Source organism: Dyella sp. KRB-257 (assembly GCF_049445995.1).
Classification (GTDB): domain Bacteria; phylum Pseudomonadota; class Gammaproteobacteria; order Xanthomonadales; family Rhodanobacteraceae; genus Dyella_A.
Genome location: NZ_JBMSDZ010000007.1, coordinates 158,927 through 173,186, shown reverse-complemented (window position 1 = coordinate 173,186; position 14,260 = coordinate 158,927). Strand labels below are relative to the sequence as shown.

Here is a 14,260-nt window from a genome sequence, read left to right as displayed (position 1 = left end):
ATCATGCCATGGGCCTCAGCGCGTGTAGTGCAGCCTGGCGTCCACCAGCACCTTCGGAAAGCAGAAGGTCTTGGGACGTACGGTAATCGCCACCGGCATCAGCACCTCCTGCTCGACACCGCCCACGCTGTCGCAGCTCACGCCATCGGCCAGCTCGTAGTGGATGACGCGCGCGGTGTACTGCGGACAGACGTCGCCGCACGGGTACTCGGCCACCACACGCTGGCCGTGATGGCGGCCCAGTTCCACCGTGGTGTGCATCAACGCGGCCTTGTCCCACGGCTGCTTCGCATACGCCAGCAGCGCCGCGTCATCGAGCATGCCGGGCGTCGCCGCCCGGCTGGTGCAGGCGCCGAGTGCCAGCGCCAGCAGCGCCGTGGTGCCGATCCGTTTCGCGTGGTGGTTGCGCATCGCCGCCGTCTCCCTTGCCGGAAAGCGGCAGCGTAGCCCACGCGGGCGTGAACGTGTCGCGGGTGCACCCGCAGTACCGACGCGCCGCCATGCTGCTGCCGATGATCCGGTGCCGCCCGGCTTCCGATCGAGCCGGCGAGGTCTACGCGCCGTCGCCCTGGCTGTCGGTGCGGGCAGTCGCCTCCTCTGCCGGCTGGTCGAGCGCCTGCAGGTTGTTCTTGATGCGGGTGAGTACGGCTAGCGCCCGCGCCAGCTCGTCGTAGTCGATGCCCTGGGTGGCGTCCTTGCGCAGGCCGCGGCCGATCTGCTCCATATCGCCGATCACCGCCCGTGCCTGCTCGGTGGGATACAGGCGCCAGGCACGCCGGTCGCGCGGGTCCGGACGACGCTCGACGAAGCCGGCCGCCTGCAGCCGGTCGATCACGCGGCCGACCGCGATCGGCTCCATCTCCAGATACTCGGCCAGCTCGGTCTGGCGCAGCCCTTCGCGATGGTGGAGCATCTTGGTGGCCCGCCACTGCGCGCGGGTCAGCCCGAACTTCACTGCGCGGCGGTCGAAGTGCTTGCGGAACAGCAGCGTGACATCGTTGAGCAGGTAGCCGAACGGGAGATCTTCGGTTTTCGCCATGGTTGCCATGTACTCCGGATCGACCAACGCAGGCAAGCATACGTGCCCGCCCATGGACAGACCATGACCTTGCGCGTGATCGTCGCCGACCTCACCACGCTGGCCGAAGACGCCATCGTCAATGCCGCCAACCCGAGCCTGCTCGGCGGCGGCGGGGTGGACGGCGCGATCCACCGCGCCGCCGGACCGGCGCTGCTGGCCGCCTGCCGCGCGCTGCCCGAGCACATGCCCGGCGTGCGCTGCCGCACCGGCGAAGCGGTGATCACGCCGGGCTTCCATCTGCCCGCACGCTACGTCATCCACACGGTGGGGCCGGTGTGGCGCGGCGGCGATCACGACGAAGCGCTGCTGCTGGCGCGCTGCTACCGGAACGCGCTGGCGCTGGCCGCCGAGCATGCGCTGCACCGCGTGGCGTTCCCGGCGATCAGCTGCGGCGTCTACGGCTACCCGCCCGAGGCGGCTGCCGCCGTGGCCGTGCGCGGCGTGCGCGAGGCGCTGGCGCAGTGGCCGTCGATGCAGGTGACGCTGTGCGCGCGCGACGCCGCGATGGCGGCGATTCTCGACAGCGCGCTCAGCACAGCGTGAACGGATACAGCGGCGGCAGCGGATCGGGCCCGGTCGACGTCGCCGCGTCCCGGCGCCAGGCGAAGCCCTGCGCGAACGCCCTGGCCAGCGCCTCGCGATCCGGCGCGGGCGCCGAGGAGGCGTAGCGCGCGCGCTGCAGCGCGTCGATGGCCGCGATCTGCTCCGGCGACGCCAGCGCCGCGGCGACCGCATCGAGATGGCGCAGGCCGGGGCGTTCGGCTTGCGCCCACGCCAGCAGCCGCTGCGCCTGCTCCGCCGCGTCCGCCTCGCGCGCCGCACGCAGGAAAGCCTGCCGCGCCTCGCGGGCGGAGGGCGCCACCGCCGCTGCCGGCGGCGATGGTGCCATCGCAGCCGACCGCCGCCGGCGCCACCACACGATGCCGACCGGCACGGTGACCAGCCACAGCCCGAGGCTGCCCAGCGCGATCCAGCTCCACGGCAGGCCGCGCGACGGCGCGCGATGGCCTTCGGCAGCCGCGCCCGTCGACGACGCCGCGGCGGGGACGCTGGACCCGGCGGCGGCCGGCGGCGTCACCGCAGGCGCCGGCGTCCCTGCCGCGGACAGCACGGTGAACCGATGCGCGGGAATCGTCGCGGTCTCGGCGCGATCGGTAAGCACGTCCCACCACTTCACGGCGATCGCCGGCACGGTCAGCGTGCCGGCCTTGCCCGGCACGATGGCGAACGCCTGCTGGCGCCGTCCCACCACCCATGGACCGTCCTCGCGGTTGCCGGTGACCGGCTTGTCCGGATACGCGGTGGCGCCGTCGAGCGCCGGCAGGCTGAGCGCGGGCAGCGCCTCGAACGGCAGGCCAGTGGCTTCCATGGTCAGCGTGAGGTTGAACGGCTGGCCCACGCGCAGCGGCGTGGCCGCGTCGGGCAGGCCGTCGAGGGTGAGGCTGAGCTTGCGCGCGGGCAGCCAGGCGGCGCTGCCCCAGTCGGCCGGCGCCGGCCGGATCGTCACGGTGAGCGGGCGGCTTTGCGCGGAGACCGGTGCGCCCATGCCGAGGAAGCTGTCCGGATCGCTGGGATCGAGCAGGTCGCCCTGGAACGGAATCGGCGGAATCGTCAGCTCGCCCGGCCGCTGCGGCACCAGCACGTAGCGGCGCTCGATCACGTTGTAGGTGCGGCCGTTGCGCTCGGCCTGGTAGTCGGTGTCGCCGCCGATGCGGCTGACGTCGACGCCGTCGATGCGCGGATCGCCCAGCGACGCGTTGGCGAGGTTGGCGGTGTAGTAGAGCTTGACGCTCAGCGACAGCTGCTGGCCGACGTAGGCTCGGGTGGGATCGACCGTCGCCTCGACGAACACCGGCCCGGTGGCGGCCTGGCTGGCCGCGCTCGGCGCGGTCACCTGCAGCGTGAGCGGCTGGGTGGTTTCGCTGCCGACCGTCAGCGGCGGAATGTGCAGCGTACCCTGGTGCAGCGGGCGCAGCGCCACGCCGTAGGAATACTCCACGCTGCGCTGGCCGTTGACGAAGCTGCTGGTACTGCCGCTGGACTGGCCGAGCACCTGGAAGTCGCCGGCGAGCGGCGAGAGATCCGGCGTGGCCAGCGGCGCCGTCCGCGAATGCAGGTTGAGGGTGACGGTGTCGCCCAGCTGCGCCGTGCTGCGGTCGAGCGAGGCCTGCACCTGGGCATGTGCCAGCCACGGCAGCAGCCAGCCGCACAGCGCGATGGCGAGAAAGCGAAGTGGACGGGTCACGGCTGCTCATCCTCCGTCGGCGCACCGCCGAGGCGCTGCCGGTATTCGAGTTCGAACTTGCGCCGCAGCAGCGCGCCCGGATCGTCCGGCACCCGCTGCAGCGCCTGGCGCACCTCGGCCGGCAGGTGCGAGGACGGGTCGCTGTCGTCGGGCAGGCCGAGCTGGTACGGCTGGTCGGGATCGGCCCTGGCCGGCTTGCCTTGTTTCGCGAGCGCCTGATCCATCTGCTGCTGCAGCGCCTGGCGTGCCGCCTGCGCGCGCGCCTGCTCGGCGGCGCGCTGCTCGGCCGTCTGCGGCTTGCCGGCATCCTGCGAAGAGGCATCGCCCGGTTTCTGCGCCTGCTGCTGCGCGCGCTCGTCCGACGGACCGCCGGGCTTGCCGGACGACCCCTGGCCGCTGTCGCCCGCCTTCGACTTGCCCTGGTCGGAGGGCTTGTCCCCGGACGAGGACTGGCCGCCCCGGCCGTTGGGCTGGCCGTCCTTGCCCTGGTGATCCTTGCGGTCGTTGCTGTCGCCGTTCTGCGGCTTCTGCTGCTGGCGGCGCAGCCAGTCCTCCACGGCCTGCTTGTTCGCCTTGGCATCGGCGTTGGCCGGGTCGCGGGCGAGCGCGCGGTCGTAGGCGGCGATCGCCTCTTTGTAGCGCTGCTCCTTCGCCAGCGCGTTGCCGAGGTTGTACTGCGCATCGCTGCCGGGCAGCGGCGCCAGCGCCTGCGCGGCGCTGGCGTAATCGCCCGAGCGGTAGGCCGCCGCGCCGCGCAGCGCCGGATCGCGCGCCAGCTTGCGCGCGGTGGCGACGTCGCCCTGCCGCAGCGCGCGCGCGGCCTGCTGGTCCGGGCGCAGCCACAGGTCGCGCCAGCCGTCCGCATGCGCGGCGCCGGGCACGAGCAACGGCACCAGCACCAGCGGCAGCAGCAGCAGCCAGCCGCGACGAAAACCCGCTGCGGCGACCAGCAGCAGCGGCAGCAGCAGCCACGGGCCGCGATCGACCCACTGCTCGCTGCGCGCGCCGCCGCTGGCCACCGCCGCGCCGCCATGCAGCTGCGCGTGCAGCGCCTCGATGTCGCCGTGATCGTCACTGGCCGGCACGAAGCGACCGCCCCCCGCCGCCGCGAGCGCGGCCAGCGCCGCATCGTCACGCCGCGCCAGTTCCAGGTTGCCCTGCGCGTCGCGCAGGAAGCCGCCGCCGGCCAGCGGTACCGGACCACCGGCGGTGGTGCCGATGCCGAGCACGGACACCCGCACGCCCTGCGCCTGCGCACGGCGCGCCGCGGCCTGCGCATCGGCATCGGCGCGATCGGTGATCAGCACCAGCGAACCGCCACCGGCCTTGGCCTGGGCCACCAGCTTCACGCCCTGCTCGATCGCCTGCGCCGCATTGTCGCCTTCGACGGGCATGATGTCCGGCGCCAGCGCGTCGAGCAGTTCATCGAGGCTGCCCGCATCGGAGGTGAGCGGCGCCACCAAGAAGGCTTCGCCGGCGTAGGCGATCAGCGCGTTCTGGCCGGCGCGGTTGCTGGCGAACAGGTCGCGCGCCTTGTACTTGGCGCGATCGAGCCGACTCGGCGCCACGTCCTTCGCCAGCATGCGCGGCGACAGCGAGATCGCCACCACCTGCGCGGCGCGTTCGGCGTACAGCGGCTGCGGCTGCCGGCTCCAGGTGGGGCCGGCGAAGGCCAGCGTGGCGAGCGTCCAGCCCAGCGCCAGCAGCGCGGTGGAAACGCGGCGAGCGGCCGGACGGCCGCTGAGCAGGTGCGGCAGCAGTGCGGCGTCGACCAGCCGCGACAGCTCGCGCACGCCCGCATCGGCACGGACACCGCGCCACACCAGCAGCGGCAGCACGAGCAGGCCCAGCAGCCACAGCGGCCGCAGGAAGTGGAAGGCATGCAGCGCCGCTATCATGCCGGCTGCTCCCGACGCGCGCGCCCGACCCGCGACGGCAGCGCGGCGAGCGCGAACAGCAGCACCGCGGCGCCCAGCGGCCAGCGGAACAGCTCGTGACGCGGACGCAGGGTGGGCGCACGCTGCGGCAGCGGCTCCAGCGCGTCGATGGTGCGGTAGGCATCGGCCAGCTGCGCGCTGTCGGTGGCGCGGAAGAACCGGCCGCCGGTCTGCTCGGCCATCGCCGTGAGCATGCCCACATCGAGATCGGCCGAGGGGTTGATGGTGCGGCTGCCGAAGAAGTCCGGCACGCGCATGCGGTCCGCGCCGATGCCGATGGTGTAGATGCGCACGCCGGCCGCCCTGGCCGCCTTGGCCGCCTCCAGCGGCGCGATGCTGCCGGCGTTGTTGACGCCGTCGGTGAGCAGCACCAGTACCCGCGCCGCCTGCGGCAGCGCGGCGAGCCGCTTCACCGCCACCGCCACGGCATCGCCGATGGCGGTCTCGGTACCGGCCAGGCCCACCGCGGCGCCCTGCAGCTGGGCGGTGACGGCGGACAGGTCGTAGGTCAGCGGCGTCACCAGGAACGCCCGGCTGCCGAACAGCACCAGCCCCAGCTCGTCGCCGCTGCGGCGCGCGATGAAGTCGCCGGCGATCGCCTCCACCGCACCGAAGCGGCTCACCGGGCGTCCGGCCAGGCGCATGTCGTCGGTGCGCATGCTGCCGGAAAGATCCACCGCCAGCATCATCGAACGCCCGCTGCGCTGCTGCGCCTGCGGCGGCCCCACCCACTGCGGGCGCACCGCCGCGGCCACCAGGCACAGCCACGCCAGGGCAAGCAGCCCGGCGCGCGAACCGGCCTTGCGCATCGATACCGTCGTCATCGCCGGCAGCCCCGGATGCGGCAGGTGCAAGGCGCGACCGGGCGGCGCCGGGCGCAGCCAGCGGCGTGCCAGCCACGGCAGCGGCAACGCCAGCAGCAGCCACGGCCAGGCCAGCTCAGGCAGCGCCACGGGAACGCCTCCACCGGCGGCGCGGGCGCGGTGCCCGCGTCTCCTCTGCTACCTCGGGCAGCGCCGTCAGCCATGCGCGCACGGCGGCCGTGATCGCGTCGATATCGATCGCAGACTGCGGCCGATACATCGCCGCATCGAGCTGCATCAATTGATCGATGTTCTCACCGGAGACGCCGACGCGCGTCAGCGTGGCGCGCCACGCCGCGCCGCGCTGGGTGCCCGCCGCCGGGTCAAGCGAACGCGCGGCGCGACGCAGAAGCTGGTGCAGTCCGGCGGCGAGCGTCTGCGGCGACTGCGCGTACCGCGCCAGCACGGACTCCAGCATCGCCAGCAACGCATCGCGACGGCGCGACCGTGCGTGCGCGCGGCGCCCGTGGCGCGCGATCGTCCACAGCGCCAGTACCAGCAGGGCGGCCAGCACCCACCAGCCGGGCGCCGGCGGCCACCAGCCCGGTGCGGGCGGCAGGTGGATGTCGCGCAGCGTGGGTCCGGTGGGCGCGGCCGCCGACACCGGTGCGTCGGGCATCCACATCACGCGCGCCCCCGCCGGCCGAGCAGCGCCGCCACGGCGTCGAAGGGATCTTCCGTGGTGTCCACCGTGCGGCAGACGGCACCGGCGGCCTTCGTCAAGGCAAGCAGACGCGCGTGGCCGGCGCCGAGCAGCTGTGGCAGCACCTGCTGCTGGCGTGCGCTGCCGACGATCCATTCGACCCGCTCGCCGTCGTGTTCCAGCGGATATCGACCGATCGGCGTGGGTGCGGCTTCCAGCGGATCGACCACGGCGAGCACGCCGAGCCGGGCCTGGCGCGCCAGCGGCACCAGATGGCGACGCGACGCCTCGTCGCTGCAGGCGCCGTCGGTGATCAGCAGCACCCGGCTGGCGCCGTGCAGCACGCGCCCCACGTTCCGCAGTACCTGCGAGAGGGGTTCGGCGCGCGGCGCGGCGGTCTGCGCATCCCAGTCGGCCAGCGCGCCGCACACCGCCAGTGCGCCGCGCGGGCCGGCGCGCGGGACGAGCAGCCCGTCATGCGCACCGAACCCCATCAGGCCGACGCGCTCACCGGCCTTCACCGCATGCCAGGCGGCCCACGCCGCGGCGCGCGCGGCCTGCACCGACTTGAAGCGCACGCGCGTGCCGAAGCGCATCGAGGCGTGCCCGTCGAGCACGATCAGCAGGCGTCCTTCGCGCTCCTCCTGGAACAGCTTGGTGTGCAGCTTGCCGCTGCGCGCGGTGAGCCGCCAGTCGAGCCGGCGCACGTCGTCGCCGTTCTGATAGATGCGCGACTCGGCGTAATCCATGCCGCGGCCGTATAGACGGCTGGACTGCAGGCCCGCGCGGTTGGCGCGACTGGCCTGTGGGGGCAGCGATACCTTGCCGACGCGTGCGCGCAGCGCGAGCAGTTCGGCCAGCGAAACATGCACGGCGCCATCGCCGTCGGAAGATCGCAACGACGCGTTCACGGCAATGGCACGAGGTCCAGCAGGCGATCGATGACCTGATCCGGGCGCACGCCCTCGGCTTCCGCCTCGTAGCTCAGCAGCACGCGGTGGCGAAGCACTTCGTGCACCACCGCGTGGACGTCCTCCGGCAGCGCGTAGTCGCGTCCACTCAGCCAGGCATGCGCGCGCGCGCAGCGGTCCAGCGCGATGGTGGCGCGCGGACTGCCGCCCCAGGCGATCCAGCGCTTGAGCTCGGGACCGTAGCGACCGGCGTCGCGCGTGGCCAGCACCAGCTGCGTGAGGTATTCCTCCAGTGCCGGCGCCATGTACACCTGAAGCGCGGCCTCGCGCGCCTGCATCACGTCGGCGGGCGTCAGCCGCGCGCGAGGAGCCGCGTGCGGCTGGGCGTGGCGGCTCGCCTGCGCGCGGGCCAGCCTGAGAATGGCCAGCTCCGAGGCGGCATCCGGATAGCCGATGGTGACGTGCATCACGAAGCGGTCGAGCTGGGCCTCCGGCAAGGCGAAGGTGCCTTCCTGCTCGATCGGATTCTGCGTGGCCATCACCAGGAACAGCTCGGGCAGTCGCCAGGTGCTGCGTCCCACGGTGATCTGCCGCTCGGCCATCGCCTCGAGCAGGGCCGACTGCACCTTCGCCGGCGCGCGGTTGATCTCGTCGGCCAGCACGATGTTGTGGAACAGCGGGCCGCGCTCGAATTCGAAGCTGCCGCTCTGCGGACGGAACACGTCGGTGCCGGTGAGGTCGGCCGGCAGCAGGTCCGGGGTGAACTGCACGCGGTGGAAATCCGCGTCGATGCACGCCGCCAGCGCCTTCACCGCGGTGGTCTTGGCCAGTCCCGGCGCCCCTTCCACCAGCAGATGGCCATCGGCCAGCAGGGCGATCAGCAGGCAGTCGATCAGGCGCGGCTGGCCGATGATGGCCCGCTGGAGGTCCTCGCGCAGCTGCGCGAAGGCCGGCTGCAGGGGATGGGCAAGGGTATCTGACGATGTGTCGGTCATGCGGGTTTCCATGTTCGAAGCAGGCGTGGGACCACGCTCCATCATGGAAGTTTAGTCCGACGCTGCACTTGGCCCGCTCGTCATGGACGAGGCCCACATCACGCATCCAGGGTTGCGAGCCGACAACGCCGCGGCGGCGTCCGCGCCGTGGCGTTCGCCGTCCCGTACGCATCGTCCATCCGCACGATGCCGCCCAGCACCTGCTCGCTGCTGCGCTCGACCATGGCCTGCGCCAATTTGCGTTTGAGCAGCCACGCCGTGTGGTACGACATGCCCAATGGCCGCCGCGCCAGCGCCGAGATGCCGTTCTTGTGCTGGATCGGCAGGTAGCTGGAGAAGGGCGGCATCAGCCGCCCTTCTCCAGTCCGGTCCGTTTGCCGTCAGACGGCTACTGCAGCGTTTCGCTGAGGATGCGCGGCGTCACGAAGATCAGCAGCTCGGCCTTGTCGTTCTGCCGCGAGGTCTTGCGGAACAGCACGCCCAGGCCGGGAATGTCGCCCAGGCCCGGCACTTTGGTGATGGAGTTCTGCTTGGTGACCTCGTAGATGCCGCCGAGCACGACCGTCTGACCGTTGTCGACCAGGACGGAGGTATTGAGCTCGCGCGTATCGATCTGCGGCACCTGGCCGCTGCCGGGCGCATCGATGAACTTGGCCAGGGCATCCTTCTTGACGTTGATCTTGAGGTAGACCCGGTTGTCCGCGGTAATGGTCGGAGTCACCTTGAGCTCCAGCACCGCGTCCTTGAACTGCACCGTGGCCGTGCCGCTGCCGGCGGCGCCGGTGGCGCTGTTCTGGTAAGTCACATAGCCGATCTGCTGGCCCTGGCGGATCACGGCCTCCTGCTGGTTGGCGGTGATCACGCGGGGGCTGGAGATGACCTCGCCCCGCCCCTCGGTCTGCGCCGCGGAGAGCTCGAGATCGAGGGCGTAGTTGGCGCCGAGGATGGCAAGGCCAATGCTGCCGGCCGGCGTGCCGGCGGGTAGATTGACGTTCAATCCGCTCGCCGTGCCGTTGCCTTGGTCATTGCCGCCGATCGAGACCACGTTGCCGCCGCCAATGCCACTCTGCAGGCTGGGCGTGGCAGTTGCCGCGTTCTGGAACTGGGTGTTGTTGGAACGTCCCTGCACGCCGAACTTGGCGCCGAGCTCGCGGGTGAACTGGTCCGTTGCCACCACGATGCGCGACTCGATCAGCACCTGCTGCACCGGCTTGTCCAGCACGGCGATGAGCTTGCGCAGCTCGCGGATGTTGTCGGGACTGTCGTGCAGCAACAGGGTGTTGGTGCGCTCGTCGTAGGACACGCTGCCGCGAGGAGAGAGGAACCCGCGGCTCGTATTCGCACCCGTTCCGCCGCCGGAGCTCTGCTTGCTCTCGGTGGTGAGCAACTTGGCGATGTCGGACGCCTTGCCGTAGCTGATCGGCACGTAGTCGGTGATCAGCTCGGCGTTGTCCTCGGCCTTGATCCGGGCATCGGCCAGATCCTGTTCGTACTTGGCCAGCTCGGCCTGCGGAGCGATCCACACCACGTTGCCGCTGCGCCGCTTGTCCAGGCCCTTGGCGCGCAGGACGACATCGAGCGCCTGATCCCACGGCACGTTGACGAGGCGAAGCGTGACGCTGCCGCCCACCGAGTCGGAAGCAACCAGGTTGAGGCCGGAGATGTCCGCCAGCAACTGCAGGGCCGAGCGCACCGGAATATCCTGGAAATTGAAGGTGACCCGGCTGCCGGTGTAGACCGGCTCCTGCCCTTTCGCGAGCTGGTCGGTGGCGACATTCTTTTTCTTCGGCGCGATCTCGACGACGTACTGGTCGCCGGACTGGTAGGACGACGTCTCGACGCTGCCGCTGGTGCTGATTTCCATCTGCGCACCCGTGCCGCTGGCGCGCGTCGCGATGGACTGCACCGGCGTGGCGAAATCCGCCACATCCAGTCGCTGCGCCTGGCTGGCCGGAAGGTTCACGTGCTCCAGATCGACGATTACCTTGTCGCCTTCCGTGCGTATGTTGGCCGATGCGCCGGGGCCGCTGAAATTGACCAGCACCCGACCCTCGCCCTTCGGACCGCGGCGGAAATCGACGTTCGACACCGCCGGACCGCTGCTTGCAGACGGCAGGCGCTTGGACGGATCGATCGTCGCGGCGGTGGTGGTGGTCTGGGCGGCACTGCCGTTGTTGACCGTCAGCACGAGGCTGTTGCCGGCCACGCGCGTGGTGTAGCTGGATTGACGCATCAGCTCGACCACGACGCGGGTGCGCCCGCCGGCGGATACCGCCGACACCCCGGAGGTCGAACCCTTGCCGATGTCGAGATGGCGGGGCGCCGCATTGTCGGTGTCGGCGAAATCCACCGCGATGCGTGGCGGCGTCTGCGTCGTGAAGATGCTCGGCTGAGGCACCTGGCCCTGGGCGAAATTCATGTGCAGTTCGACGCGGCCACCGGGCAGCACGTCGTAGCTGATGTCCTTCAGGGTGGCGGCGGCGGCCGCGACGGACTGCGCCCAGAAGGCGCCCGCCATCAGCAGGGTCATCGCCAGGTAACGGCTTGCGTGGCGCATGATTCGGCCCTGAACAGGTTTGGTTTGGTTGCTCATTGCATCAGCCCCTGTGTTTCCTATTTCTCGCCGAGCGCGATGCTGGCCGGACGCTCCATCCAGCCACCATTACCGTTGGAGATGAGTTCCACGAGATCGACGTGATCGTCGCTGACCGCGGTGATACGGCCGTAGTTCTGGCCCATGTATTCGTTCTTGTGCACGCGATGGATGACGCCGCCCGGATCCTTGATCAGCGCCTCGGTTTTCGCACCGGCGCCCACCGTGCCGACCATCTTGAGGCTGTCCAGGGCAAACATCTCCAGCGGCTGCTTGACGCGGTTCTCGTCCGGACGCGGCCCCGTCGCCGTGGCCGACGTGGCGGCCGGCTGGGTTTCGGCCGAGCTGGGACTGAACGGATCGCGGTCGCCCTGGTCGCTGTACTCGAAGGTCTCGAAGGTGCGGATGACCGGCAGCGGATCGATCGGCGCGCCCTTCTTGAGCTTTTCCCTGGCGACCCAGTCGCGCAGGTCGGACATGCCCCGCGTGCAACCCGCGAGCGCGATCAGCGCGCCACACAGCGCTGCCGCGCGCAGCACACGGTTATGCCTGATGGCGAAAGACCGGCTCATTTCCGCCCCCTCTTGCTGCCCTTCGCCCCGGCCGCCCTGCCATCGGACGTCTCGTCGTCGTCAAGGTAACGGTAGGTCTTGACGGTGCCCTGCAGGACCAGCTGACCGCTGGTGGAGCCCTGCTTCGGCGTGAGCGACACGTCGTGCAGCGTGAGGATCACCACACGCGGCAGCGAGGCGACGCCGCTGATGAAGGTACCGAACTGGTGGTAGGTGCCGGTCATGCGCAGCGAGATCGGCTCCTCGGCGTAGAAGTCCCTGGGCGTCTCGGCGCCCGGCTGGAACAGGTCCACTTCGAGGCCTGCCGACAGGGCGGTCTGCGAAATGTCCACCAGCAGCTCGGGCATTTCGGTCTTGCCCGGCAGCTGGCGCAGCAGCTGGCGCAGCATGTCCTGCATCTCGTCGAGCTGCCGCTGCAGGGCGTCGAGGTTGACCGCCTTGGCCTGCTTCTGCGCGAACTCCTGCTTGAGTTGTCCTTCCTTGCCGGCGAGCGTCTGCAGCGAATCCTGCTGGTCGCTGATGTGCAGGTACCAGCCGAGGAATCCGATCACGGCGAACAGCAGCGCCGTGAAGAAGATCTTGATGGACTGGGGCCAGCCACCGATGTTGTTGCGGTCGAGGCTGCGCAGGTCGTCGAGAAATTTCACGGCTTGGCCCCTCCGTTCGCCGGATTCGCCGCAGTGGCGGCGGGCGCCTTGCCCGCGCCCGGCGCGCTCATGACGTTGCCGGTCTGGGCATCCTCCTTGGGACGGCTAAGCGAGACGTTGAGCGCGAAGGTGTAGGGCATGCGCTCGTCCTTGTGGAGATTCTCCGTCTTGCGCAGGTCGGCATGCCCCATCCACGGCGACGACTCGATGTTGCGCATGTATTCGGCGACGCTTGCGTTGGACTGGGCCACGCCGTCGAGCGACATCGAGTCGCCGCTCTGCTTGAGGCCGGTGAGGCGCGCGCTGGCCGGGATGGTTTTCACCAGCTCGTCGAACAGATGGACCATCTGCGAGCGGTTGGCCTGCAACTGTTCGATGATCCGCTTGCGCGCCAGCAGGCGGTCGCGCACCTTTTCCAGATCCTTGATCTTGGCGATCTTCTCGTCGAGCTGCTTGATCTCGGTCTGCAGGTAGGCGTTGCGCTCGTTCTGGTTGTCGATGCGCAGGCCCATCCACCAGCCCCAGAGCAGCACGCAGAGCACCGCGGCAGCCGCCGCCGCGCCCAGTTGCATGAAGAATTCACGCTCTCGCTGCTTGCGGCGCTCGGCACGCCACGGAAGGAGGTTGATATGTGCCATCAGTCGAAGCTCCTGAGCGCAAGGCCGACCGCAATCATCAGCGCCGGCGCGTCCTGGGCCAGCGCCTGCGCCTGCACGCGCGAGGACAGCGACATGCGCGCCAGCGGATTGGCCACCACGCAGGGGATGCCCAGTTGCTCCTCGAGCATCGGCGCCAGACCTTCGATCGAGGCACAGCCGCCGGCGAGCACGACCTGATCCACCTTGCTGTATTCGCTGCCGGCGAAGAAGAACTGCAGCAGGCGGCTGATCTGCTGGGTCAGCGATTCCTTGAACGGCTCCAGCGCCTCGGTCTCGTAGGACTCGGGCAGCCCGCCCTTGCGCTTGGCGCGGCCGGCTTCCTCGTAGGAGAGGCCGTAGCGGCGCATGATTTCGTCGGTGAGCTGCTTGCCGCCGAACACCTGCTCGCGCGAATAGATGGTGCGCTGGTTGCGCAGCACCGAGAGGGTGGTCATGGTCGCGCCGATGTCGACCACGGCGACCAGCGCATCGCGGCCGACGTTGAGCTGGTCGGCCAGCATGGCGAAGGCGTTCTCCAGTGCAAACGCCTCCACATCGATCACCCTGGCGGCAAGGCCGCCCAGATCGAGGGCCGCCACACGCATGTCCACGTTCTCGGTGCGCGAGGCGGCGAGCAGGATGTTGTTCATGTCCGGGTTGTCGCGCACCGGGCCCATCACCTCGAAGTCGAGGCTGACCTCGTCGATCGGGTAGGGAATGTACTGGTTGGCCTCGACCTGGATCTGCCCTTCGAGATCGTCCTCGGACAGTTCGCTGGACATCGGCACCACGCGGGTGATCACGGCGGAGCCGGCCACCGCCGCGCAGGCGTGCTTGAGCTTGGAGCCGGAGCGGGCCAGCGCGCGCCGGATCGCTTCACCGACCGCCTCGACCTCGACGATGTTCTTCTCGACAACCGCATTGGGGGGCAGTGGCTCGACCGCGTAATGCTCGACGCGGTAGCGGCCGCCGACCTGGCTGAGCTGCAGCAGCTTGACGGCGGTCGAACTGATGTCGACACCAATAAGCGGCGGCTTCTTGGGTGTAAAAAGACCCACGGTTTGTCCCCCTTCCCCTGGCGCTCCAGCCGGTTCCCGGCAGATGTGCGCTGGCATTAAATCCAAAAATTAACGTA

Annotated in this window: 15 protein-coding genes; 1 reads left to right on the top strand and 14 read right to left on the bottom strand. The window is 70.3% G+C overall.

All coding sequences use genetic code 11. The annotated features are described in order from the left end of the window. Positions 1–15: 15 nt before the first annotated feature. Entirely contained in the window at positions 16–411 is a 396-nt protein-coding gene (locus ACO2Q2_RS08000; protein WP_423255235.1) for a hypothetical protein, read from the bottom strand. A gap of 142 nt (positions 412–553) precedes the next feature. Continuing rightward, entirely contained in the window at positions 554–1,039 is a 486-nt protein-coding gene (locus ACO2Q2_RS07995) for a MarR family winged helix-turn-helix transcriptional regulator (RefSeq protein WP_423255234.1), read from the bottom strand. 63 nt (positions 1,040–1,102) lie between these two features. Here ACO2Q2_RS07995 and ACO2Q2_RS07990 point away from each other — a divergent pair, with 63 nt between their 5' ends. After that, entirely contained in the window at positions 1,103–1,624 is a 522-nt protein-coding gene (locus ACO2Q2_RS07990; RefSeq protein ID WP_423255233.1) for an O-acetyl-ADP-ribose deacetylase, read from the top strand. Here ACO2Q2_RS07990 and ACO2Q2_RS07985 read toward each other — a convergent pair. The 12 genes from ACO2Q2_RS07985 to ACO2Q2_RS07930 all read right to left on the bottom strand — a co-directional run bounded on the left by ACO2Q2_RS07985 (position 1,611) and on the right by ACO2Q2_RS07930 (position 14,183). Further along, positions 1,611–3,326, bottom strand: a complete 1,716-nt coding sequence (locus ACO2Q2_RS07985; protein WP_423255232.1) for a BatD family protein — start codon at positions 3,324–3,326, stop codon at positions 1,611–1,613. The genes ACO2Q2_RS07990 and ACO2Q2_RS07985 overlap by 14 nt on opposite strands. Then, the gene (locus ACO2Q2_RS07980) at positions 3,323–5,224 is read right to left on the bottom strand and encodes a VWA domain-containing protein (protein ID WP_423255231.1); all 1,902 of its coding nucleotides are present in this window, start codon (positions 5,222–5,224) and stop codon (positions 3,323–3,325) included. The genes ACO2Q2_RS07985 and ACO2Q2_RS07980 overlap by 4 nt, the downstream gene beginning before the upstream one ends. Continuing rightward, positions 5,221–6,210 carry a VWA domain-containing protein gene (locus ACO2Q2_RS07975; RefSeq protein WP_423255282.1) on the bottom strand — a complete coding sequence of 330 codons (990 nt, stop codon included), beginning with the start codon at positions 6,208–6,210 and terminating at the stop codon, positions 5,221–5,223. Before ACO2Q2_RS07975 ends, ACO2Q2_RS07980 begins: the two co-directional genes overlap by 4 nt. Beyond that, on the bottom strand, positions 6,203–6,745 hold the full coding sequence (locus ACO2Q2_RS07970) for a DUF4381 family protein (protein WP_423255229.1): 543 nt from the start codon (positions 6,743–6,745) through the stop codon (positions 6,203–6,205). The genes ACO2Q2_RS07975 and ACO2Q2_RS07970 overlap by 8 nt, the downstream gene beginning before the upstream one ends. Positions 6,746–6,750: 5 nt before the next feature. After that, a complete protein-coding gene (locus ACO2Q2_RS07965) occupies positions 6,751–7,680 on the bottom strand; it encodes a DUF58 domain-containing protein (RefSeq protein WP_423255228.1) in 930 nt (309 codons plus the stop codon). Next, entirely contained in the window at positions 7,677–8,675 is a 999-nt protein-coding gene (locus tag ACO2Q2_RS07960) for an AAA family ATPase (RefSeq protein ID WP_423255227.1), read from the bottom strand. Before ACO2Q2_RS07960 ends, ACO2Q2_RS07965 begins: the two co-directional genes overlap by 4 nt. A 98-nt stretch (positions 8,676–8,773) precedes the next feature. Next, entirely contained in the window at positions 8,774–9,022 is a 249-nt protein-coding gene (locus ACO2Q2_RS07955; RefSeq protein WP_423255225.1) for a hypothetical protein, read from the bottom strand. Positions 9,023–9,063: 41 nt separating this feature from the next. Next, complete coding sequence (gene pilQ, locus ACO2Q2_RS07950) at positions 9,064–11,232, bottom strand: type IV pilus secretin PilQ (RefSeq protein WP_423255224.1); 2,169 nt, start codon at positions 11,230–11,232, stop codon at positions 9,064–9,066. Positions 11,233–11,288: 56 nt separating this feature from the next. Continuing rightward, the gene (locus ACO2Q2_RS07945; protein ID WP_423255222.1) at positions 11,289–11,840 is read right to left on the bottom strand and encodes a pilus assembly protein PilP; all 552 of its coding nucleotides are present in this window, start codon (positions 11,838–11,840) and stop codon (positions 11,289–11,291) included. Beyond that, positions 11,837–12,487 carry a type 4a pilus biogenesis protein PilO gene (locus ACO2Q2_RS07940; RefSeq protein ID WP_423255220.1) on the bottom strand — a complete coding sequence of 217 codons (651 nt, stop codon included), beginning with the start codon at positions 12,485–12,487 and terminating at the stop codon, positions 11,837–11,839. Before ACO2Q2_RS07940 ends, ACO2Q2_RS07945 begins: the two co-directional genes overlap by 4 nt. Then, positions 12,484–13,125, bottom strand: coding sequence for a PilN domain-containing protein (locus tag ACO2Q2_RS07935; protein WP_423255219.1), 642 nt, complete (start codon positions 13,123–13,125; stop codon positions 12,484–12,486). The genes ACO2Q2_RS07940 and ACO2Q2_RS07935 overlap by 4 nt, the downstream gene beginning before the upstream one ends. Next, positions 13,125–14,183 carry a pilus assembly protein PilM gene (locus tag ACO2Q2_RS07930; RefSeq protein WP_423255218.1) on the bottom strand — a complete coding sequence of 353 codons (1,059 nt, stop codon included), beginning with the start codon at positions 14,181–14,183 and terminating at the stop codon, positions 13,125–13,127. Before ACO2Q2_RS07930 ends, ACO2Q2_RS07935 begins: the two co-directional genes overlap by 1 nt. Between the last annotated feature and the right edge of the window lie 77 nt (positions 14,184–14,260).

Coding starts and splice junctions, on each gene's coding strand:
- ACO2Q2_RS08000 (WP_423255235.1), bottom strand. CDS start 411: ATGCGCAACCACCACGCGAAACGGATCGGCACCACGGCGCTGCTGGCG.
- ACO2Q2_RS07995 (WP_423255234.1), bottom strand. CDS start 1,039: ATGGCGAAAACCGAAGATCTCCCGTTCGGCTACCTGCTCAACGATGTC.
- ACO2Q2_RS07990 (WP_423255233.1), top strand. CDS start 1,103: ATGACCTTGCGCGTGATCGTCGCCGACCTCACCACGCTGGCCGAAGAC.
- ACO2Q2_RS07980 (WP_423255231.1), bottom strand. CDS start 5,224: ATGATAGCGGCGCTGCATGCCTTCCACTTCCTGCGGCCGCTGTGGCTG.
- ACO2Q2_RS07970 (WP_423255229.1), bottom strand. CDS start 6,745: ATGCCCGACGCACCGGTGTCGGCGGCCGCGCCCACCGGACCCACGCTG.
- ACO2Q2_RS07960 (WP_423255227.1), bottom strand. CDS start 8,675: ATGACCGACACATCGTCAGATACCCTTGCCCATCCCCTGCAGCCGGCC.
- ACO2Q2_RS07955 (WP_423255225.1), bottom strand. CDS start 9,022: ATGCCGCCCTTCTCCAGCTACCTGCCGATCCAGCACAAGAACGGCATC.
- pilQ (WP_423255224.1), bottom strand. CDS start 11,232: ATGCGCCACGCAAGCCGTTACCTGGCGATGACCCTGCTGATGGCGGGC.
- ACO2Q2_RS07945 (WP_423255222.1), bottom strand. CDS start 11,840: ATGAGCCGGTCTTTCGCCATCAGGCATAACCGTGTGCTGCGCGCGGCA.
- ACO2Q2_RS07935 (WP_423255219.1), bottom strand. CDS start 13,125: ATGGCACATATCAACCTCCTTCCGTGGCGTGCCGAGCGCCGCAAGCAG.